Source organism: Pseudomonas sp. 3MAES_34.3B, from assembly GCF_058145875.1.
The window spans coordinates 2,265,349-2,284,335 of sequence record NZ_CM176960.1 but is presented as its reverse complement, the minus strand read 5'-3'; the positions used below and the strand labels follow the sequence as shown (position 1 = coordinate 2,284,335).

At 62.2% G+C, this 18,987-nt stretch carries 16 protein-coding genes; all 16 read left to right on the top strand.

Translation table 11 applies throughout. The features are described from left to right. Nucleotides 1-3: 3 nt before the first annotated feature. The 16 genes from AC3Z8Y_RS10200 (at nucleotide 4) to AC3Z8Y_RS10125 (ending at nucleotide 18,985) form a co-directional block, all read left to right on the top strand. Nucleotides 4-570: a PqiC family protein gene (locus AC3Z8Y_RS10200; protein ID WP_490089579.1), complete on the top strand. Its 567-nt coding sequence runs from the start codon at nucleotides 4-6 to the stop codon at nucleotides 568-570. 188 nt (nucleotides 571-758) lie between these two features. Beyond that, nucleotides 759-1,274: a hypothetical protein gene (locus tag AC3Z8Y_RS10195; RefSeq protein WP_490089578.1), complete on the top strand. Its 516-nt coding sequence runs from the start codon at nucleotides 759-761 to the stop codon at nucleotides 1,272-1,274. Nucleotides 1,275-1,538: 264 nt separating this feature from the next. Beyond that, nucleotides 1,539-2,630 carry an efflux RND transporter periplasmic adaptor subunit gene (locus AC3Z8Y_RS10190; protein WP_490089577.1) on the top strand — a complete coding sequence of 364 codons (1,092 nt, stop codon included), beginning with the start codon at nucleotides 1,539-1,541 and terminating at the stop codon, nucleotides 2,628-2,630. Next, a complete protein-coding gene (locus AC3Z8Y_RS10185; protein WP_490089576.1) occupies nucleotides 2,627-5,836 on the top strand; it encodes an efflux RND transporter permease subunit in 3,210 nt (1,069 codons plus the stop codon). The genes AC3Z8Y_RS10190 and AC3Z8Y_RS10185 overlap by 4 nt, the downstream gene beginning before the upstream one ends. Before the next feature lies 1 nt (nucleotide 5,837). Beyond that, complete coding sequence (locus AC3Z8Y_RS10180; RefSeq protein WP_490089575.1) at nucleotides 5,838-7,280, top strand: efflux transporter outer membrane subunit; 1,443 nt, start codon at nucleotides 5,838-5,840, stop codon at nucleotides 7,278-7,280. Between the two features lie 196 nt (nucleotides 7,281-7,476). Further along, nucleotides 7,477-8,424 carry a fatty acid desaturase gene (locus tag AC3Z8Y_RS10175; RefSeq protein ID WP_490089574.1) on the top strand — a complete coding sequence of 316 codons (948 nt, stop codon included), beginning with the start codon at nucleotides 7,477-7,479 and terminating at the stop codon, nucleotides 8,422-8,424. Then, a complete protein-coding gene (locus AC3Z8Y_RS10170) occupies nucleotides 8,424-9,239 on the top strand; it encodes a phosphate/phosphite/phosphonate ABC transporter substrate-binding protein (protein WP_490089573.1) in 816 nt (271 codons plus the stop codon). Before AC3Z8Y_RS10175 ends, AC3Z8Y_RS10170 begins: the two co-directional genes overlap by 1 nt. Before the next feature lie 281 nt (nucleotides 9,240-9,520). Next, complete coding sequence (locus tag AC3Z8Y_RS10165) at nucleotides 9,521-10,486, top strand: amino acid ABC transporter permease (RefSeq protein WP_490089572.1); 966 nt, start codon at nucleotides 9,521-9,523, stop codon at nucleotides 10,484-10,486. Between the two features lie 9 nt (nucleotides 10,487-10,495). Next, on the top strand, nucleotides 10,496-11,266 hold the full coding sequence (locus tag AC3Z8Y_RS10160) for an amino acid ABC transporter ATP-binding protein (protein WP_490089571.1): 771 nt from the start codon (nucleotides 10,496-10,498) through the stop codon (nucleotides 11,264-11,266). 76 nt (nucleotides 11,267-11,342) lie between these two features. Further along, nucleotides 11,343-12,182 (top strand): transporter substrate-binding domain-containing protein, encoded by an 840-nt coding sequence (locus tag AC3Z8Y_RS10155; RefSeq protein ID WP_490089570.1) that lies wholly within the window; start codon nucleotides 11,343-11,345, stop codon nucleotides 12,180-12,182. Nucleotides 12,183-12,209: 27 nt separating this feature from the next. Continuing rightward, on the top strand, nucleotides 12,210-13,502 hold the full coding sequence (locus tag AC3Z8Y_RS10150; protein WP_490089569.1) for an NAD(P)/FAD-dependent oxidoreductase: 1,293 nt from the start codon (nucleotides 12,210-12,212) through the stop codon (nucleotides 13,500-13,502). A gap of 39 nt (nucleotides 13,503-13,541) precedes the next feature. Then, nucleotides 13,542-14,012, top strand: coding sequence for an Lrp/AsnC family transcriptional regulator (locus tag AC3Z8Y_RS10145; RefSeq protein ID WP_490089568.1), 471 nt, complete (start codon nucleotides 13,542-13,544; stop codon nucleotides 14,010-14,012). 126 nt (nucleotides 14,013-14,138) lie between these two features. Then, nucleotides 14,139-14,747, top strand: a complete 609-nt coding sequence (locus AC3Z8Y_RS10140; RefSeq protein ID WP_490089567.1) for a cysteine dioxygenase family protein — start codon at nucleotides 14,139-14,141, stop codon at nucleotides 14,745-14,747. Next, complete coding sequence (locus AC3Z8Y_RS10135) at nucleotides 14,744-16,327, top strand: rhodanese homology domain-containing protein (protein ID WP_490089566.1); 1,584 nt, start codon at nucleotides 14,744-14,746, stop codon at nucleotides 16,325-16,327. The genes AC3Z8Y_RS10140 and AC3Z8Y_RS10135 overlap by 4 nt, the downstream gene beginning before the upstream one ends. Nucleotides 16,328-16,418: 91 nt before the next feature. Next, complete coding sequence (locus AC3Z8Y_RS10130) at nucleotides 16,419-17,771, top strand: LLM class flavin-dependent oxidoreductase (RefSeq protein WP_490089565.1); 1,353 nt, start codon at nucleotides 16,419-16,421, stop codon at nucleotides 17,769-17,771. Beyond that, nucleotides 17,768-18,985: an acyl-CoA dehydrogenase family protein gene (locus tag AC3Z8Y_RS10125; RefSeq protein WP_490089564.1), complete on the top strand. Its 1,218-nt coding sequence runs from the start codon at nucleotides 17,768-17,770 to the stop codon at nucleotides 18,983-18,985. Before AC3Z8Y_RS10130 ends, AC3Z8Y_RS10125 begins: the two co-directional genes overlap by 4 nt. Nucleotides 18,986-18,987: the final 2 nt, after the last annotated feature.

Genomic DNA, 18,987 nt, shown 5'->3' with positions numbered 1-18,987 from the left:
CGCATGCGCACTTCCCTGGTGGCGTTGTTCACATCGCTCCTCCTCCTTGCAGGGTGTCGCAGCGCGCCGGTGCACTATCACACGTTGACGCCATTGCTGTCGGGGCCTCTACGGACGGTGCAGCCCACCGGCAATCTGCTGATCGAACGTGTGACGGTGCCCGCGCAGGTCGATCGCACCCAAATCGTGGTCCGTCAGGGTGTTCATGGCCTGGCCATCCTGGAAACCGACTGGTGGGGTGCAAGCCTCGCCGACGAGCTCCAAGGCGCGCTGGTAGGCCAGCTTAACCGACACCCCGCGCCGGCTAGCAAGACCTCCCTGCGGGTTGATGTCCAACGTTTCGATCTGGTGCCAGGCCGTTACGCGTTGCTCGACGTGAAGTGGCGCCTGCGCACGAGGCGGTTGGCTGACGGCGCAACCACGGAGCTCAACTGCCAAGGCATTGTGCAATCGCCTGCCGGCGAATCGGTCGATGACCTGGTCACGGCGCAGCAGGCTAATGTGCAAGACATCGCGGCGATGATCAGCGAGTTCAACCAAGGCAGTTGCCCTCTCCCATCCGAAAACTGAAGGGCACCGGCAATGAGCTTGAACCGATCAGACGATACAGCGCCGTGCCGGATAGGCTGGGGGCGTCCAGCCACCGAATCGGCCTGTTTGCACCTCGCAATGCCACAACAATCGCCGCCTTCGGCCTCTGTTCGTTAGCAGTAACGGGGGCGTTATCATGATTTTGGAACTGGACCAACGGGAACGTCATGAGTCAATTATCCGCGAAAGTCAAAGAAGAGATTGCAGCAATACTTCCCCCTACGGTCTTTTTCTTTATCGCCCTGCATATCATCGCTTTCATTCGTGTGCTGATGCTCAAGAACACTGGCATTACCCTGGAAACGACTGCGTCAGTAGCCCTGTCGGCACTGATTTTGGGCAAGGCGGTGCTGGTTGCCGATCTGCTGCCATTCATTAACCGGTACCCGGAAAAACCACTGATTTACAATGTTGCGTGGAAAACGATGATCTATGCGCTGCTAGCGACGTGTTTCCATTACCTGGAGCGTCTGTTTGATTTCTGGCGAACGGCTAGCGGTTTGATCGTAGCGAACGATCAACTGCTTTCAGAGATCGTGTGGCCGCATTTTTGGGCCATTCAAATTCTGCTTTTGATTTTGATTCTGATGTACTGCTTGATGCGTGAGCTTGTTCGCGTCATGGGCAGGGACCAAGTCATGGGTCTGTTATTCGGGCCGGTACCGAAACCCTTTAAGGGGTGATTGCCAGATAGGCAGAACAATGTGATAGACCCGGCACAAGGCACCGCATTTGTACACACCTGATTAACGGTAGGTGCTTGGCCTGAATCGTAACTACGCTGTCCTGCATGACATCTACGGACAGTAGAGGTTCACTCGATGGCTAACGTTGTCAGAGCTCATCCGGGCATGCCGTTAGCCCTGTTGATAGGAATATCGACGCTTCTTGCCGGATGTGGCAAGGAGCCCGCTCCCCCAACCCGCCTCGCCCCCGACGTGACCGTGATGACGGTTACCGCCCGCGATACGCCGGTAACGTTCGAATTCGTTGCCCAGACCCAGAGTTCCCGTGAGGTGGAGATCCGCGCGCGCGTTGCCGGTTTTCTGGACCGTCGCCTATACACCGAGGGGGACGTTGTAAAGGCTGGGCAGACGCTGTTCCAGATGGACCGCAAGCCCTTCGAAGCCGCTTTGACCTCGGCCCAAGGGCAAATGGCGCAGCAGCAGGCTCGCTATGAAGTTGCCAAGGCTACCCTTGCCCGCATACGTCCGCTGGCAGCGCAAAACGCGGTCAGCAAGATGGACCTGGACAATGCCGTTGGCTCGGAACGCGAGACCCGTGCCGCGGTGCTTGCCGCCGAAGGCGCCGTGCGAAGCGCACAGCTCAACCTCAGCTACACCACCATCACCTCCCCCCTCAGTGGCCGCTCAAGCGATGCAAAAAAACAGGAAGGCAGTTACGTCACGCCAGGGGAGTCAGGGCTACTGACGTCTGTTTCACAGATGGACCCCATTTACGTCAATTTCAGCCTGTCAGAAAACGAAACGCTCAAGTACCGCGATGAAATCGCAGCCGGACGCCTGGTATTCCCGGCCCGCAGTGATTTTGTCGTAGAGGTTGTGCTCGCGGACGGCACGGTGGCGCCTGAGAAAGGCAAGGTTAACTTCCTTGCGCCTTCCTTCAGCCAGGAAACCGGCACGTTCATGGTCAGGGTGGTGCTCGCCAATCCGGCGGGACTGCTGCGGCCCGGCCAGTTCGTGCGTGCGCTGGCCAAGGGTGCCGTCCGACCGAACGCCATTCTGGTCCCGCAGAAGGCAGTGCTGGAGGGCGCGAAAAGCCATTTTGTGTGGATCGTTGACGGTCAGGGGAAGGCTGAGCAGCGGATTGTGGAGGTTGGCGAATGGCAGGGTGATAACTGGTTTATCAGTAACGGCCTGCGAACCGGTGAACGCATTGTGGTGGACGGTGCCCTGAGGGTTAGCGCAGGAGGCCCGATCCATATCGTCGAGGCACCTGGCGCAGGTGCTGCATCCACTTCCCCTGCGCAGACAGCGGAGGCCGATTCATCAGGTGTCGCCCGCGGAAGCCGCCAATGAGCATCTCCCACTACTGCATCGAGCGGCCGATATTTGCCTCGGTTATTTCTATCGTGATCACGCTGGCGGGCGCGGTGGCGATGCTCCAGTTGCCGGTTGCCCAATACCCGGACATCACGCCGCCGCAGATTACCGTGGCCGCCACCTACCCAGGCGCCGACGCGCAGGTGGTGGCCAATAACGTCGCAGCGCCGATCGAACAGCAGGTCAATGGCGCGGACAACATGATCTACATGAACTCGTCGAGCTCGGCGACAGGGAACATGACCCTCAATGTGTTCTTCGAGATAGGCACCGACCCTTCGCTGGCTCAGGTGGACGTGCAGAACCGCGTGAACCTGGCCTTGCCGCAACTACCCTCGGCTGTCCAAAGCCAAGGCATTCAAGTACAGAAAAAATCCTCGGCGTTCATGATGGTGCTGGCGGTCTATTCCGCCGGGGACCGATACGACAGCACCTACGTGGCAAACTACGCCAACCTTTACATTCTCGACGCGATCAAGCGCATCCCTGGCGCCAATCAGGCCAGCATTTTCGGCACGCCCGATTATGCGATGCGAATCTGGCTCAAGCCTGATCGCATGGCGCAGTTGGGCATCACCGCCGCTGACGTGCAAAAGGCAGTGGCCAATCAGAACCAGCAGTTTGCGGTCGGCCGTGTCGGGCAGTCCCCCACCGGCGCCGCCGTCGAGCAGTCATTCGCAGTCACTACCAAAGGACGGCTCACCGAGCCTGCCGAATTCGAGAACATTATCTTGCGTGCCAGCAGCGATGGCGTTGCCCTCGTTCGGCTCAAGGACGTCGGCCGTGCCGAGCTCGGGCAGAAAGACTATTCGCTGCGCAGCACCTATCAAGGCAAACCGGCAACGCTGATCGCGGTGTATCAGCAGCCAGGTGCAAATGCCCTCGACGTCTCGGCTGCAGTGACGAAAACCCTGGCGGACATGAAGGCAACCTTTCCCCAGGGCATCGAATACAAGGTGGTGATGGACACGACCGCGTTCACTCGCGCGTCGATTTCCGAGGTTATCCATACCTTCTTCGAGGCGTTGGTGCTGGTGGTGATCGTAGTGTTTCTGTTCCTGCAGAGCCTGCGCGCCACGCTGATTCCGGTTATCGCGGTGCCGGTATCGATTGTCGGTACGTTTATAGGCATGTCGGCGTTAGGGTTCTCGGTGAACATGCTGACACTGTTTGGCATGGTGCTGGCGATCGGCATCGTAGTGGACGACGCAATCGTGGTGGTCGAGAACGTCGAGCGCAACATGCAAGTTCACAAGATGTCGCCAAAGGACGCCGCCAAACGCGCGATGGATGAGGTGGCCGGCCCGGTCGTGGCGATTGTGCTGGTGTTGTGCGCGGTGTTCATCCCGGTGGCATTCATGGGGGGTATCACCGGCCAGCTCTACAAGCAGTTCGCGATCACCATCGCGATCTCGGTGGTCATCTCCGGGCTGGTGGCCCTGACCTTGTCACCGGCGTTGGCTGCCCTGTTGCTCAAGCCCCAGCACGGCAAGAAGAACACTTTCTTTCGTTGGTTCGAACGCAGTTTCGAACGCCTCACCGAGGGCTACTCCCGCGCCGTGGCGTTCATGATCAAGCGTTTCGTGCTGGCCCTTCTGCTGTTTGCGGCGATGGTTGTGCTGATCCTGCTGATAGGCCAGCGCATACCCAGTGCTTTTCTGCCTCCCGAAGACCAAGGCTACCTGCTGGGCGCGGTGATCATGCCTGATGCCGCAAGCCTTGATCGCACTGGCCAGGTCGGGAAGGTTGCCAGTGACTTTTTCATGAACGACGCCGCTGTCGAAGGTGTTGCCATCGTCAATGGCTATAGCCTGCTCGACGGCCAGAACAAGAACAACGCGGCGGCGTTTTTTGTGGGATTCAAGGATTTCGAAGGGCGCTACAAGGATTCGGACACTATTGCGCAGCAAAGCGCCCCCGCAGTCATGGAAAAAGCGCGCCATGCGTTCTCGAGTGTACAAGAAGGCGTGATCGTGCCGGTCAATCCCCCGTCTATTCCTGGCTTGGGTACCACGGGCGGCATGGAAGTATGGGTGCAAGGCAAGGGCGACGCAGGCATCAATCAACTGGCCGAAGTGGTGGAAACGCTGATCGCGAAGGCCAAGGAAAGGCCGGAGCTTGGGGCGATAACCTCAACGTTCAATGTTTTCTCCCGCCAGCTGATGGTCGATGTAGACAAGGAAAAAGCCGAAAGCCTTGGCGTACCGGTGGAAGAGGTCTACAGCACGATGCAGACCATGTTCGGGTCCCTGTATGTTTCGCAGTTCAACAAGTTCAGCCGGCTGTGGCAGGTTATTCTCCAGGCCGAGCCGGCCTATCGGCTCAAGGCTGAGGACCTGCAGCAAATTTACGTGCGCAGCACCAACCTTGGGATGGTGCCGCTCAAGGCGCTGCTGACGACCCGCTACGTTACCGGCCCCGACCTCCTTACGCGTTTCAATAACTTCCCCGCCGTGAAACTCACCGCCAACCCCGCACCTGGCTACAGTTCTGGCCAGGCGCTTGCGGCACTGGAGGAAATCAGCGCTGAAATCATGACCAACGATTATTCACTGGCGTTGAGCGGCGAAGCGTTCGAAGAGAAGAAGAGCGGAGGCGCTTCCTCCCAAGTCTTTCTCTTTGGGCTGGTGATGGTGTTCCTTATCCTGGCCGCGCAGTACGAAAAATGGTCGCTCCCCGTCGGCGTGCTGCTCGCCGTGCCCTTTGCATTGTTTGGCGCGCTGCTCGCTGTGCTTATCCGCGGCCTGAGCAATGACGTTTACTTCCAGATCGGCTTGACCATGCTGGTAGCCCTGGCCGCGAAGAACGCGATTTTGATCTTCGAGTTTGCAGTACTCAACAGGGAAAACGGCATGTCGGCCTATGACGCTGCAATGGTCGCGGCCAAGGAACGCTTGCGGCCCATCGTGATGACGTCCCTGGCGTTCATCCTTGGCTGCGTGCCGCTGGCCATCGCCGTGGGGGCATCCGAGAACAGCCGCCACTCCATAGGCACAGGGGTTATCGGCGGGATGCTCGCCGCCACGGCGATCGCGATCTTTTTCATCCCGATGTTCTACTACCTGGCCGAGCGGATGTTCGGGAAAAAAGACGTTGCGCCTACGGCGGATCAGTCGGAGCGGAGCACCGGCTTTGCACCGCTCCCTCACGGGGCAGTAGAGAACCGGCCGAGGGAGGAGTGACATGCGCCAACCTTCGGCCCTGCTGCTATGTGTGATCCTGCCCGGGTGTGCGGTGGGCCCCGACTACCAGCACCCGGCTATTGAAATCCCGGCGAGCTACCGTTATGCCGAATACGAAGCAAAGGATTTATCCAACACGCAATGGTGGGAGCAGTTCCAGGACCCTGTCTTGAACGACCTGATTCGCAGCGCGTTGCTGGAAAACAAAGACGTCAAGATAGCTGCTGCACGGGTAGAAGAATTTCAGGGCCGCTATGGCGAGGTTCGCTCGCTGCTGTTTCCCCAGGCCGGCTTCGACGGGCTGGCTCAGCGCAGCCGAGCCCCCAGAAGCAATGGCCCGGTACCCTTGGACGCCTCCATAGACCCGGTTTACAAAAACTACCAGGCCGTTCTCAGCGTGAACTGGGAGCTCGACATCTGGGGCCGCCTGAGGCGCTTGAACGAATCCGCCCGTGCTGACTTGCTGGCATCGGAGGAAGGACGCCGTAGCGTGATACTTAGCCTGGTGTCGTCGGTGGCCTCCAGTTACGTGAACCTTCGCGACCTCGATAGGGAACTCGATATTGCCCGTACCACCGCAAACGTGCGGCGCGACTCCTACGAAATTTTCAAACTGCGCTTTGGCGCCGGGACCATTTCAGAAATGGAACTGGCGCAAAATCAGTCCGAATACGAGCGCACCCAGGCTTCCGTGGCCCAGCTCGAGCCTCTGGTCGCACAACAGGAAAACGCCCTGGCATTACTGCTTGGGCGCAATCCAGGCCCCGTGCTGCGAGGACGGGACCTAGCGCAACTGACGCTGCCTTCAGTGCCTGCCGGTTTACCATCGGACCTGCTGCAACGGCGCCCGGACCTGCGCCAGGCCGAATTGAACCTGATCTCGGCGAATGCCCAGATCGGCGCGGCCAAGGCTCAGTACTTTCCAACGATTTCCCTTACCGGCGTGCTGGGCTCGGTGAGTAGCCAGCTCTCCAACCTGTTCACCGGGCCGGCTGCCACGTGGTCCTATGGCGTTGGCGCGAGCCTGCCGATCTTCACGGCTGGCGGGATCGCCGGGCAGGTCCAACAAGCCGAAGCCGTTCAGCAACAAGCCCTGCTCAGCTACCAGAAGGCGGTTCAGTCCTCTTTCAGCGATGTGGAAAACGCGCTTGTCTCTTCCAGCAAATCCCGCGAGCAGATGGCATCCCAGGCTCGTCAGGTTGAAGCGTTGAGCACCTACGCCCGATACGCCCGCTTACGCTACGACAACGGTTACACCAGCTATATCGAGGTACTGGATGCCGAACGGAGCCTGTTCGATGCTCAACTGAGTTACACCCGTACGCGAGGCAGAGTGTTTACCTCAATGATCGACCTGTATAAGGCCACCGGCGGGGGATGGGTAGCCGAGGCAGAAAAATTATCGGCAGCCGACGAGAGCCCTTCAGTAAGCGCCCGCAAATAACGCGGGCATGGCCTGGGAATAACACCATACCCATTCATTCTAGGCACGAAAAAAATCAGACTCGTATGATCTAAGCCTGCGGTACGTAGCACGCCCTCCTCCGGCTCTTTGCAGAGCCGCTGCCGAATAGCTCGGATGGCCTGCTCGCTGGGACGACGCCGCTATCGACTCACGGCCTATCCCACGAAGCACTACCATGACTTACAAACATCAAGCACAACGCCCAGCCCACCCTTCCCGCCTGTACCCCGGCGAATGGCCCACCTGGATCGTGATCGTCGCGGTGTATGGCGGTTGGCTGGGCATCCTTGTCGCCTATCAGCGAGAGCTGTTGAACTTGCCGCTGGCCACGTTGCTGCTGGCGGTGTGGGCCGCCTGGTTCATGTCGTTGCAGCATGAACTCATCCATGGCCACCCCACTCGCTCGGCGCGGGTGAACGCGCTGTTCGGCTATGCGCCGCTGTCGGTCTGGTACCCCTATGCCCTGTACCGCGATTCGCATCTGCTGCACCACACCGACAGCAGCCTGACCCTGCCCGATATCGACCCGGAGAGCACCTACATCTCCCAGGCACATTGGGATCACGCCGGGCCACTCAAGCGCCGCCTGTTGACCGCGCGTAAGACCTTTCTCGGCCGGCTGCTGCTTGGCCCGCCCTGGGGCGTGGCGGCGCTGCTGGCGAGCGAGTCGAGGGCTATCGCCCGTGGCGACTTGCGCCGTGCCCTCATGTGGCTGGGCCACGGCACGCTGTGCGTCGGCATGCTGTATGGCATCCAGCGCTTCACCGGCATCCCGGCCTGGTATTACCTGCTGGCCGTGACTTGGCCCGCGCTGTCGCTGGCGTCGGTGCGTTCCTTCTACGAACACCGCGCCCAGCCCATGGTGGCCGAGCGCACGGTGATCAATGAAGGCGGCTGGTTCACCCGCGTGTTATTTCTCAACAACAACCTTCACGCCGTGCATCACGCGCGCCCGGATGTGCCCTGGTATGCCCTGCCGGCGTTCTATCGCGCCCAGCGCGCCACCTTCCTCAGCCACAACGGCAACTTCCATCTGCCGGGCGGCTATCTTCAACTGTTGCGCCAGTACGCCTGGCGCCCGGTCGACGCACCTGCCCACCCTGTCGTGGAGGAAAACGCCTGATGGGCACCTGGAAAGTCGCTCTGCCGATGTACGGGGTGACCACCGACCTGCGTAACACCAACGCCGCCTTTCTGCGCATGTTCACCGAGGCACTGCACGACCTGGGCTGGCGGGAGCCGGTGCGCATCGTCGAACCGGACTTCGCCCATATTGACGCCCACTGGCTTGACCCCCACCTGCTGCTATCGCAAACGTGCGGCTATCCCCTGATGACCCGCCTGAACCGTCAGGTGCGCTTGCTGGCACTGCCCTCCTACCGCGTTGAGGGCTTCAGCCGCTCGCAGTACCGCAGCCGCTTGATCGTGCGCGCCGACAGCCGCTTCGGTACGCTGGCCGACCTGCGCGGGGCAGTAGCGGTGATCAACAGCGAAGACTCCCACAGCGGCATGAACGCCTTGCGCCACTGCATCGCGCCGTTGGCCCAGGGCGGCGTGTTTTTCGCCGACGTACATGTTTGCGGCGGGCATGTGGCGAGCATCGACCATGTACGCGAGGGCACCGCCGATGTGGCGGCAATCGATCCGGTAACCTGGGCCCTCGCCGTCGATGCATGGCCGGAACTGGCGAGCCAGGTGCGTACGCTGGGCTGGACCGCGGCCGCTCCGGGGCTGCCCTTGATCGGCTCCCGGGCACTGGGTACCGAACAGGTCGCCTTGATCCGAACCGCGTTGTCGACGGCGGTACGCCGGAATCCCGCGCTGGCGGACCGCTTGCGCCTGCGTCGTTTTTACAACGCCAGTTGGGCGAGCTACCAGCGCATCCTCGAGATGCAGGACCAGGCCGGCAGCACCCGCCTGGCGCGGGATGTTGCATAAATAAACCCAGTTTAATCGCACTTGGACACGTGACAGGACCCGGAGCATCGATTCCGGAACAAGCTATGGGACAAGTATTGCAGCGCTTAACGACTGCTTGTGGGCCGGACCGTGGGCCCCCATGCAATTCTGCTAGTAGCACCTCAAAAAATACGCTGCGCTCCCCCTACAACTGCCGCCATTTACCCTAAAGCCCATCAATCCGCAAGCTCCCTCCCGGCGTTTCGCCCGCCCATAATGGGCCCATAACAATAAAGGGGTTCCCCCGAAGCGAGAAGGCCATGTTCAAGGACCATATCGTTAAAGCACGTGCCACCGACAACGCCGCGTTCATGGGAACGGTCGCGGTGGTGATATTTGCCGTGACCTTGTTCGCCGGCCTGGGCGAAAGCAGCCTGGCCAGGCTGATGGGGCCGATACTGCTGGACCTCAATGCACCCCTGGCGCGGGACATCGCTGTCGCCGGCACCTTTACCGTCACGCTGGTGCTCAACCTGTTCATTCTCGGCCGCTTTCCCCTCAGGGCGCAGATCGTTACCGTGTGGTGCGAGTTGCTGGTGTTGTTTCTGCTGTTCTTCGATACCTTCAACCTGTCCTACAGCTTTATCGCGACCAAAGTGGGTTTCATGATCACCCAAGGGGTGTTCACTACCGTCTACGTGTCAGCCATTTCCATTGCCATCGCCTTCGTACTGGCGCTGCTCGGCGCCACGGCGCGGTTGTCCGCCAACGGGTTCGCCATTGCCATCGCCAGCTTCTATACCTCCTTCTTTCGCGGTGTACCCCTGCTGATCCAGATCTACCTCATCTACCTGGGTATTCCGCAGCTCGGCTATGTGGTGAGCGCGGTGCCGGCGGGGATACTCGCACTATCGTTGTGTTATGGCGCCTACATGACCGAGATCTTTCGCGCGGGCATCAGCAGCATCTCCCGGGGCCAGTGGGAAGCGTCCCGGGCCATTGGCCTCACGCCTTTCCAGACCATGACGCGGGTAATCTTGCCGCAGTCCATGCGCCTGATCATTCCACCCACGGGCAACCAGTTCATTTCCATGCTCAAGGACAGTTCGCTGGTGTCGGTGATCGGGGTATGGGAATTGATGTTCCTGGCGCGCACCCAAGGCCGCGCCGAGTTTCGCCACCTCGAAATGCTGATCACCGCAGCCGTGCTCTATTGGCTGCTGTCGATCGTGCTAGAAACCGTCCAGGCCCGCCTGGAAAAGCACTTCAACCGCGCACACCGCTGAGGGCACGGCATGAACCAGGCGTTCGCTTCTCAAGCCCCCGTGGCCCCGGCCGCGATTTCTATCCAGGGGTTGCACAAGTGGTTTGGTGACTTTCATGTACTGGACGGCATCGAGCTGCAGATCCAGAGCGGCGAAATTGTGGTGGTCTGTGGCCCCTCGGGTTCGGGCAAGTCCACCTTGATTCGCTGCCTGAACCTGCTCGAGGATTTTCAGAAAGGCGCCGTGGTGATCAATGGCACACCGCTCACCCGCAGCGGTGCCTGCGTGGCCAAAGTGAGGCGGCAGGTTGGCATGGTGTTCCAGCAGTTCAACCTGTTCCCGCACATGACCGTGCTGGACAACCTCATGCTCGGGCCACGGCTGGTGAGCAAGCTGAGCAAGGCTCAGGCGCAGGCTTTGGCCTACGAGTACCTGGAGCGCGTGCGCATCCGCGAGCAGGCGGACAAGTTTCCGGCGCAATTATCCGGCGGTCAGCAGCAGCGGGTCGCCATCGCCCGAGCGTTGTGCATGCGCCCCCGCATCTTGCTGTTCGATGAGCCCACCTCGGCGCTGGACCCGGAAATGGTCAAGGAAGTGCTGGATGTGATGGGCGAGCTGGCGCACGACGGGATCACCATGCTCTGCGTGACCCACGAAATGGGGTTCGCCCGCCGGGTAGCGAACCGGATCATTTTCATGGACCGGGGCAGCATCATCGAACAGGCGAGCCCTGACGATTTCTTCGACAACCCTCGCCATCCAAGGGCGCGGGAATTCCTGTCGCAGATCCTCAACCACTGAGGGCCAGCGGCCCCTGAATAGCCACCGCACAACAAGAACAACACTCGCAAACCCGAGAACCCCTGGAGGCTTACCCATGACTTCGTTCGCTCGCGTGTTCACCGCTGCCGCCCTGGCCAGTGCCTGTACCCTTGCCGCCAGCGCGGCCTGGGCCGGCGCGACCCTGGACCGCATCCATCAGGAAAAGGTGATGAAAGTGGCCACGGCCGCCAACTGGCCGCCCCAGTCGTTCCTGGGCCCCGATGACAAACTGCAGGGGTTCGACATTGACGTGGCCAATGAGATTGGCCGCCGGCTGGGCACCCAGGTCACCTTCGTCACCCCCGAATACGGCATCATCACCGCCGGGCGCTGGTCCAGCCGCTGGGACCTCTCGGTGGGCTCCATGACCCCCACAGTCGAGCGTGCCCGGGTGCTGGATTTCCCAGCCATCTATTACTACACCCCCTACGTGTTCGCGGTGCACAAGGACGCGGCGGGAGCGACCACTGCGGACCTCAACGGCAAGGTCATCGGCGTAGAGGCAGGCACTACCTCCGAGGATTACATCAACCGCCGGCTGAAGATCGACGCGGCCGACGTGCCAGCGTTCAGCTATGACGTGGAGCCCGGCGAGGTCAAGACCTACGGCGACAGCATGGGGCCGCTGGACGACCTGCGCATGGGCAATGGCGTGCGCCTGAATGCCACGCTCTCGGCGCTGCCCACCATCCTGGCCGCGATCAAGAATGGCTACCCGATCGCGAGAGTCGAAGGCAAGCCCGCCTACTATGAGCCGTTGGCCATCGCCGTGGACAAGGGCGACGACGCCTTCGACAAGGCACTGGCCGGGATCGTCACCGAGATGAAAACGGACGGCACGCTCAAGCGGCTATCGGAGAAGTGGTACGGGGCTGACCTGACCAAGGTGCAGTAGCCCGCCTGTAAAGGGATGAGGTATTCGATGTCCACGTACATTAACAACTACTACACCGGCACCATGCGCCCTGCCGCCCAGCGGCCTGCGCTGCGAGGCACGGTTCAGGCCGACGTGTGCATTGTCGGCGGGGGCCTGGCCGGGCTGAGCACCGCCTGGGAGCTGCTGGGGCGTGGCAAATCCGTGGTGCTCGTGGAAGCGGCGCGGGTGGCCTGGGGCGCCTCCGGGCGCAACGGGGGCTTCGTGCTGCAGGGGTATTCCGAGGCGCTCCCGGCCATCGAACGCCGCTGTGGCACAGCGAAGGCGGCAGCGTTGTTCAGGCTTTCACTCGAGGGGGTCGATACCGTACGCCAGATGATCGCCAGCCACGGGTTGCCGGGCTGCGCGCCCACCACGGGCAAGCTGGGGGTGATGCGCTACGACGATGGCGATAACCTCAAGCGCCTGTGCGAGCGGATGACCACCGAGTTCGACTTCCCCCTGGAGTACCTGGACCGCCAGGCGGTGCGTGAGCGGCTGAATACCGAGCGCTACTTCCAGGGTGCGCGCGATACCCACGGGTTTCATTTTCATCCGCTCAATTACTGCCTGGGCCTGGCCGAGCTGATCGAGCGCCAGGGTGGGCGGATTCATGAACAATCGCCCATGATCCGGGTAGACCGCCATGGCGCGGGGCACCGGGTGGTCACTGGCCAAGGCGCAGTGGAGTGCGAGCACGTGGTGTACTGCTGCGGGGGTTATGGCGGCCCTGAATTCGGCAAGCTGCGCCGCGCCTTCCTGCCGATCGCCACCTATGTGGTACTTACCGAGCCGCTGGGCGACCGCTTGCATAAAGCCGTAAGGACTACTGACGCGGTAGGCGACTATCGCCGCGCAGCGGACTACTACCGCATTGTCGAGGGAGACCGCTTGCTCTGGGGCGGGCACATCACCACCCACAACCTGCAGGATGAACAGCGCCTGGGCGCGCTGCTGACCGCCGACATTCTCGACGTGTACCCGCAGTTGCAGGGCCTGAGAATCGCCAAAGCCTGGTCCGGCCTGATGGGCTATGCACGCCACAAGATGCCGCACATCGGCCCGATGGGGAACGGCCTGTGGGCTTGTACCTCCTTCGGAGGCCATGGTATGAACACCGCACCCGTTGGCGGGCGAGTAGTGGCCGAGGCCATCTGTGGCGAAACAGACCGCTATCGGCTGTTCGAGGCCTACGGCCTGCAGTGGAATGGCGGCCCCCTGGGCCCGGCGGCGGCGCAGCTGGTGTATACGGGCCTGAAGCTGATGGACAGCTTCCAGGAAACGCGCTCGCGCCGCGCGTGACCCGCTAGACCCCGATCCAATTCGCTCAAGGAAGCGTTCATGGATGCACCTACGGCTGGCACACTGTTCAACCTCACCGACAAGGACCGGCAATTGCTCGCGCTGCTGCAAGCCAATGCCCGCGAGCCCACTGCCTCCCTGGCACGCAAGTTGGGCGTGTCCAGGTCGGCGGTTCAGGAACGCATCCAGCGCCTGGAAAGGGCCGGGGTGATCACCGGCTACAGCGTTCGCATCGACCAGGACCGGGTACAGCCCACCATCAACTGCTTCACCATGACCTCCTGCACGAACAAGAGCTACACCGATGTGATGATCACCCTGCGCAAGATCGAGGCGGTGCAGGCCGTGTACGCGGTGTCCGGGGAATCGGATTTCATCATCCACCTGGCCACCACCACCTTGAGCGAACTCAACGCCGAGCTCATCCGCATCAATATGATCAAGGGCGTGGCGCACACCGCATCCCATATCGTGATGGAGACGAAATTCAGCCGTAAGCTGACGGTTTGATTGCTCGCCATTGCCTGACGGCCCGCCTGCACATTCGGTTATAACCTAATCATTAAAAAATAGCATATTAAACGGCCTCAATATGCTTAGATTGGCCCATGTCAGCGCCCTACCGGACCCCCGCTCATGAGCCAGATCACCCACCCTGAACGCCTGCGCGAGTTTATCGGCGCCCTGGCCGAAACCCTTGAAAGTGACCCGCGCGAAGGCGATCTGCTGCCCCGTGGCGGCAAGCTGCTGGGCCAGCTGGTGCAGCATGACGACTGGCTACCCGATGAGTTCGCCCAGCCCAACCCCGAGCGCTACCAGCAATTTCTGTTGCACGCCGACGCGCGCCAGCGGTTCTCGGTGGTGAGCTTTGTGTGGGGCCCGGGCCAGCGCACGCCGATCCACGACCATCGCGTGTGGGGCCTGATCGGCATGCTCCGCGGTGCCGAAGACTCCCAGAGCTTTGCCCGTGGCCCCGATGGTCGCCTGCAACCGGAAGGTGCCCCGGTGCGTTTGAACCCCGGTGACGTGGAAGCCCTGTCGCCACGCCGCAATGATATCCATCAGGTGAGCAATGCCTTCAGCGATCAGGTATCGGTGAGCATCCACGTGTATGGCGCCAACATTGGCGCAGTGCGCCGCGCGGTGTACCAACCCGACGGCAGCGAGAAGTTGTTCATCTCCGGCTACAGCAACGCCTACCTCCCCAACATCTGGGACCTGTCCAAAGAGAACCCCACCCAATGACCAGTGCTGCCACCCGCACCTACGACGACATCCGCCGCGCCCTCCTCGCCCACGAGGAAGTGGCCCTGGTGGACGTGCGCGAAGAAGCCCCTTTCGCCGAAGGCCATCCGCTGTTCGCCGCCAACATTCCATTGTCCAAGCTTGAACTGGAAGTGCTGTCGCGCATCCCGCGAAAAACCGCGGCGGTTACCCTCTACGATAACGGCGAGGGGCTGGCGGCGCTGGCAGCCGAGCGGCTGGAAGCGCTGGGGTACACCGATGTAAAGCTGTTGGAGAATGGCCTGCAAGGCTGGCGCGATGCTGGCGGAGAGCTGTTCATCGACGTGAACGTGCCCAGCAAGGCCTTCGGCGAGCTGGTGGAACATCACCGGCATACGCCCTCACTTCCCGCCGAAGAAGTGCGCGCGCTGCTTGAGGCCAAGGCCGACGTGGTGGTGCTGGACGCCCGCTGCTTCGACGAATACCAGACCATGAGCATTCCCACCGGCGTGAGTGTGCCCGGCGCCGAACTGGTGTTGCGTGCCCGTGAACTCGCACCCAGCCCGAACACCCGGATCATCGTCAACTGCGCCGGCCGCACCCGCAGCATCATCGGTACCCAGTCGCTGGTAAACGCGGGCATTCCCAACCCGGTAGCGGCCTTGCGCAATGGCACCATCGGCTGGTTGCTGGCTGGCCAGCAGCTGGAGCATGGCCAGAGCAAGCGGTTCACCGACGTCACCGACGGCACGCGGTTCCAGGCGGCGTCGGATGCCCGTCACGTAGCTGACAAGGCGGGCGTGAAGCGCGCCAATCGGGAAGATCTCGCTCGGTGGCAGGCGGACGCGGCACGTACCAGTTACCTGTTCGATGTACGCACCCCCGAAGAATTCGCCGCCGGCCATGTGCCGGGTGCCCGTTCTACACCGGGCGGGCAACTGGTGCAGGAAACCGACCACTACGCCAGCGTACGTGGCGCGCGAATCGCCTTGGTGGACGACGACGGCGTGCGCGCGAACATGTCCGCCTCGTGGCTCGCGCAACTGGGCTGGGAGGTGTACGTGGTCGATGGCCTTGCCGCCATCGACTTCAGCGAAACCGGCGACTGGCACGCGCCTGGCCCCGTACCGCCCCAGGCGGAAGCCATCAGCCCCACCACGTTGGCCGAATGGCAAAGCCACACTGACCTGCAGGTACTGGACTTCACCACCAGCGCCAACTACGTGAAGCAGCACATTCCCGGCGCCTGGTGGGTGCTGCGCGCCGACCTTGCTGCAGCGCTGAAGAGGATCCCCGCCGCCGAGCGCTACGTACTTACCTGCGGCAGCAGCCGGTTGGCGCGGCTGGCCGTAAGCGAAGTGGAAGCCCTGACCGGCAAGCCGGTGTTCGTGCTGGACGGCGGCAATGCGGCCTGGGCGAAGGCCGGCCTTGAACTGGAGCACGGCGAAACCCGCCTGGCCTCCCTGCGTATCGACCGCTACCGCCGCCCCTATGAAGGTACCGAGGCGCCTCGCGAAGCCATGCAGGCGTACCTGGATTGGGAATTCGGCCTGGTCGAGCAACTGGCCCGCGACGGCACCCATGGCTTTCATGTGATCTGAACACCACCAGCCGACCCCTTTCCAGGCGGAGGACACCTTACGATACAGGCAGCCCGCTTACCTACCCCCGCAGGCTGCCGGGAGAACACCTATGAGCACACGCCAACTCAAACTCGGCGCCATGGTCCACGGCGTTGGCCACGGCTGGGGCGAATGGCGCCACCCGAATGCCCAGGCCGACGCCAGCGTCAATTTCAACTGGTACAAAGGCCAGGCGGCGCTGGCGGAAGCGGCGAAATTCGACTTCGTGTTCATCGCCGATAGCCTGCACATCCATGAAAAATCCAGCCCCCACTACCTCAACCGTTTCGAGCCGCTGACCATTCTGTCCGCGCTGGCCGCCACCACCTCACACATCGGCCTGGTCGCCACCGTGACCGTGAGTTACACCGAGCCCTTCCAGGTGGCACGGCAGTTCGCCTCGCTGGACCACATCAGCGGCGGCCGCGCCGGCTGGAACGTAGTCACCTCGTGGCTGAGCGGCACCGCCGAAAACTTCAGCAAGGCCGAGCACCCGCCCCATGCCGTGCGCTACCGCATCGCCAAGGAGCATGTGTCGGTGGTGAAGGGCCTGTGGGATTCCTGGGAGGATGATGCGCTTGTGCGCAACAAGGCCACCGGCGAGTTCTTCGACCGGCGCAAACTGCACGCCCTCGACCACAAGGGCGAGTTCTTCCAAGTAAAAGGCCCGCTGAACATCTCCCGCTCCCGTCAGGGCCAGCCGGTGCTGTTCCAGGCCGGCACCTCCGAGGACGGGCGCAACTTCGCCGCGGAATATTCCGACGCGATCTTCGTGCATGCCGAATCCCTGGAAGACGCGCAGGCCTATTACGCCGACCTCAAAAAACGCGCCCGTGGCTTTGGCCGCAACCCGGACGACCTGTCCATCCTGGCGGGCATTCGCCCGATCGTTGGCCGCACCGAAGCGGAGGTGCAATCGCGCTATCAGCAGGCCGTGGACCTGGTGAGCATCGAGGATGCCATTGTCGCTTTGGGCCGCCCCTTCAATGACCATGACTTCAGCCAGTACCCACTGGATGCGCCCTTCCCCGAGCTCGGCGACCTGGGCTCCAACAGCCAGAAAGGCGGCTCGGACCGGATCAAGCAACTGGCCCGGGAGCAGAAGCTCACGCTGCGTGAAGTGGCACTGCATTTCTCCCGCCCGCGCCGGGACTTCGTCGGCACGCCCGAACAGGTCGCCGACCAGATCCAGCAATGGTTCGAGCAAGGTGCCAGCGACGGGTTCATCATCAACTCGCTGCTGCCGGACGGCCTCCAATACTTCACCGAACTGGTGGTGCCCGTGCTCCAGCAACGTGGGCTGCATCGCAGCGAATACAGTGGCAGCACCCTGCGCGAACATTTCGGCCTGCAGGTGCCGGTGAACCGTTACGCGGTGGCCGAACACACTGTTGCGCCAGTGCTCGAGGAGGCCGACGCTTGAGCCAGCCCGTCGCCCTTCGGGTCGCTGAGGCACCCGAAACAGAAACCCCCGAGGCGTTCGCCTCCCGCCTTGAACGCCTTACCACGGCGCTCGCCGCCACGGCTGCGGCCTACGACGAAAGCGGCAACTTCCCTCACGCCAATTTCGCGCTGCTGCACCGCCATGGCCTGCTCGGCCTGACCGTGCCCGCCGCACTGGGCGGTGGGGGCGCAAGCCTGAGCCAGGCGCGTCAGGTAATCACTGCCGTGGCCAGGGGCGAGCCTTCCACGGCGCTGATTCTGGTGATGCAGTACTTGCAACACACGCGCCTGCAAGACAGCACCAGCTGGCCGGCGCATTTGCGTACGCGGGTGGCAACCGAGGCCGTGCAGCAAGGGGCGCTGATCAATGCGCTGCGGGTAGAGCCTGACCTGGGCACGCCCGCCCGGGGTGGCCTGCCGGCAACCGTTGCCCGGCGTACGCCCGAAGGCTGGCGTATCAGCGGCCGCAAGCTGTACTCCACCGGCAGCCACGGGCTGACCTGGCTGAGCGTATGGGCACGCAGCGATGACGACGATCCCCTCGTCGGCGCCTGGCTGGTGCCCAAGGCCAGCCCGGGCGTAACCATTGTCGACGCCTGGGACCACCACGGCATGCGCGCCACCTGCAGCCACGAAATCGTATTGGAAGACGTGCTGGTGCCCCTGGACCATGCGGTGAGTGTAAGCCCATGGAGCGCGCCGCAATCGGAGCTGGATGCCACTGGCCTACTATGGATGGCGGTGCTGTTGTCCTCCGTCTACGACGCCATCGCGCAGGCAGCGCGGGACTGGCTGGTGGCGTTTCTGCAAGACCGCGCGCCGAGCAACCTGGGCGCGCCGCTGTCCACACTGCCGCGGTTCCAGGAAGTGGTCGGGCAGATCGATACCTTGCTGTTCGCCAACCGCTCCCTGCTTGACGCAGCCGCCCAGGGCCTGACCGCCCCAGCGCACGCGGGGCAGATCAAATACCTGGTCACCGGCAACGCCATCCGCGCAGTGGAACTGGCCATCGAAGCCGCCGGCAATCCTGGCCTCTCCCGCACAAACCCGTTGCAACGGCACTACCGCAACGTGGTCTGCGGGCGGGTGCATACGCCGCAGAACGACGCGGTGTTGGCTGGGGTGGGAAAGGCTGCGTTTGCGGCAATCCCCAGTCTGGCGCCGGATGGCCGGCCCCCTGGTCCCACAGATTGATC

Bases quoted from the DNA above. Each gene is read 5' to 3' on its own strand.
- AC3Z8Y_RS10180 (WP_490089575.1), top strand. From the start codon at position 5,838: ATGCGCCAACCTTCGGCCCTGCTGCTATGTGTGATCCTGCCCGGGTGT.
- AC3Z8Y_RS10190 (WP_490089577.1), top strand. From the start codon at position 1,539: ATGACGGTTACCGCCCGCGATACGCCGGTAACGTTCGAATTCGTTGCC.
- AC3Z8Y_RS10160 (WP_490089571.1), top strand. From the start codon at position 10,496: ATGAACCAGGCGTTCGCTTCTCAAGCCCCCGTGGCCCCGGCCGCGATT.
- AC3Z8Y_RS10170 (WP_490089573.1), top strand. From the start codon at position 8,424: ATGGGCACCTGGAAAGTCGCTCTGCCGATGTACGGGGTGACCACCGAC.
- AC3Z8Y_RS10185 (WP_490089576.1), top strand. From the start codon at position 2,627: ATGAGCATCTCCCACTACTGCATCGAGCGGCCGATATTTGCCTCGGTT.
- AC3Z8Y_RS10140 (WP_490089567.1), top strand. From the start codon at position 14,139: ATGAGCCAGATCACCCACCCTGAACGCCTGCGCGAGTTTATCGGCGCC.
- AC3Z8Y_RS10145 (WP_490089568.1), top strand. From the start codon at position 13,542: ATGGATGCACCTACGGCTGGCACACTGTTCAACCTCACCGACAAGGAC.
- AC3Z8Y_RS10195 (WP_490089578.1), top strand. From the start codon at position 759: ATGAGTCAATTATCCGCGAAAGTCAAAGAAGAGATTGCAGCAATACTT.
- AC3Z8Y_RS10130 (WP_490089565.1), top strand. From the start codon at position 16,419: ATGAGCACACGCCAACTCAAACTCGGCGCCATGGTCCACGGCGTTGGC.
- AC3Z8Y_RS10135 (WP_490089566.1), top strand. From the start codon at position 14,744: ATGACCAGTGCTGCCACCCGCACCTACGACGACATCCGCCGCGCCCTC.
- AC3Z8Y_RS10200 (WP_490089579.1), top strand. From the start codon at position 4: ATGCGCACTTCCCTGGTGGCGTTGTTCACATCGCTCCTCCTCCTTGCA.
- AC3Z8Y_RS10150 (WP_490089569.1), top strand. From the start codon at position 12,210: ATGTCCACGTACATTAACAACTACTACACCGGCACCATGCGCCCTGCC.
- AC3Z8Y_RS10155 (WP_490089570.1), top strand. From the start codon at position 11,343: ATGACTTCGTTCGCTCGCGTGTTCACCGCTGCCGCCCTGGCCAGTGCC.
- AC3Z8Y_RS10175 (WP_490089574.1), top strand. From the start codon at position 7,477: ATGACTTACAAACATCAAGCACAACGCCCAGCCCACCCTTCCCGCCTG.
- AC3Z8Y_RS10165 (WP_490089572.1), top strand. From the start codon at position 9,521: ATGTTCAAGGACCATATCGTTAAAGCACGTGCCACCGACAACGCCGCG.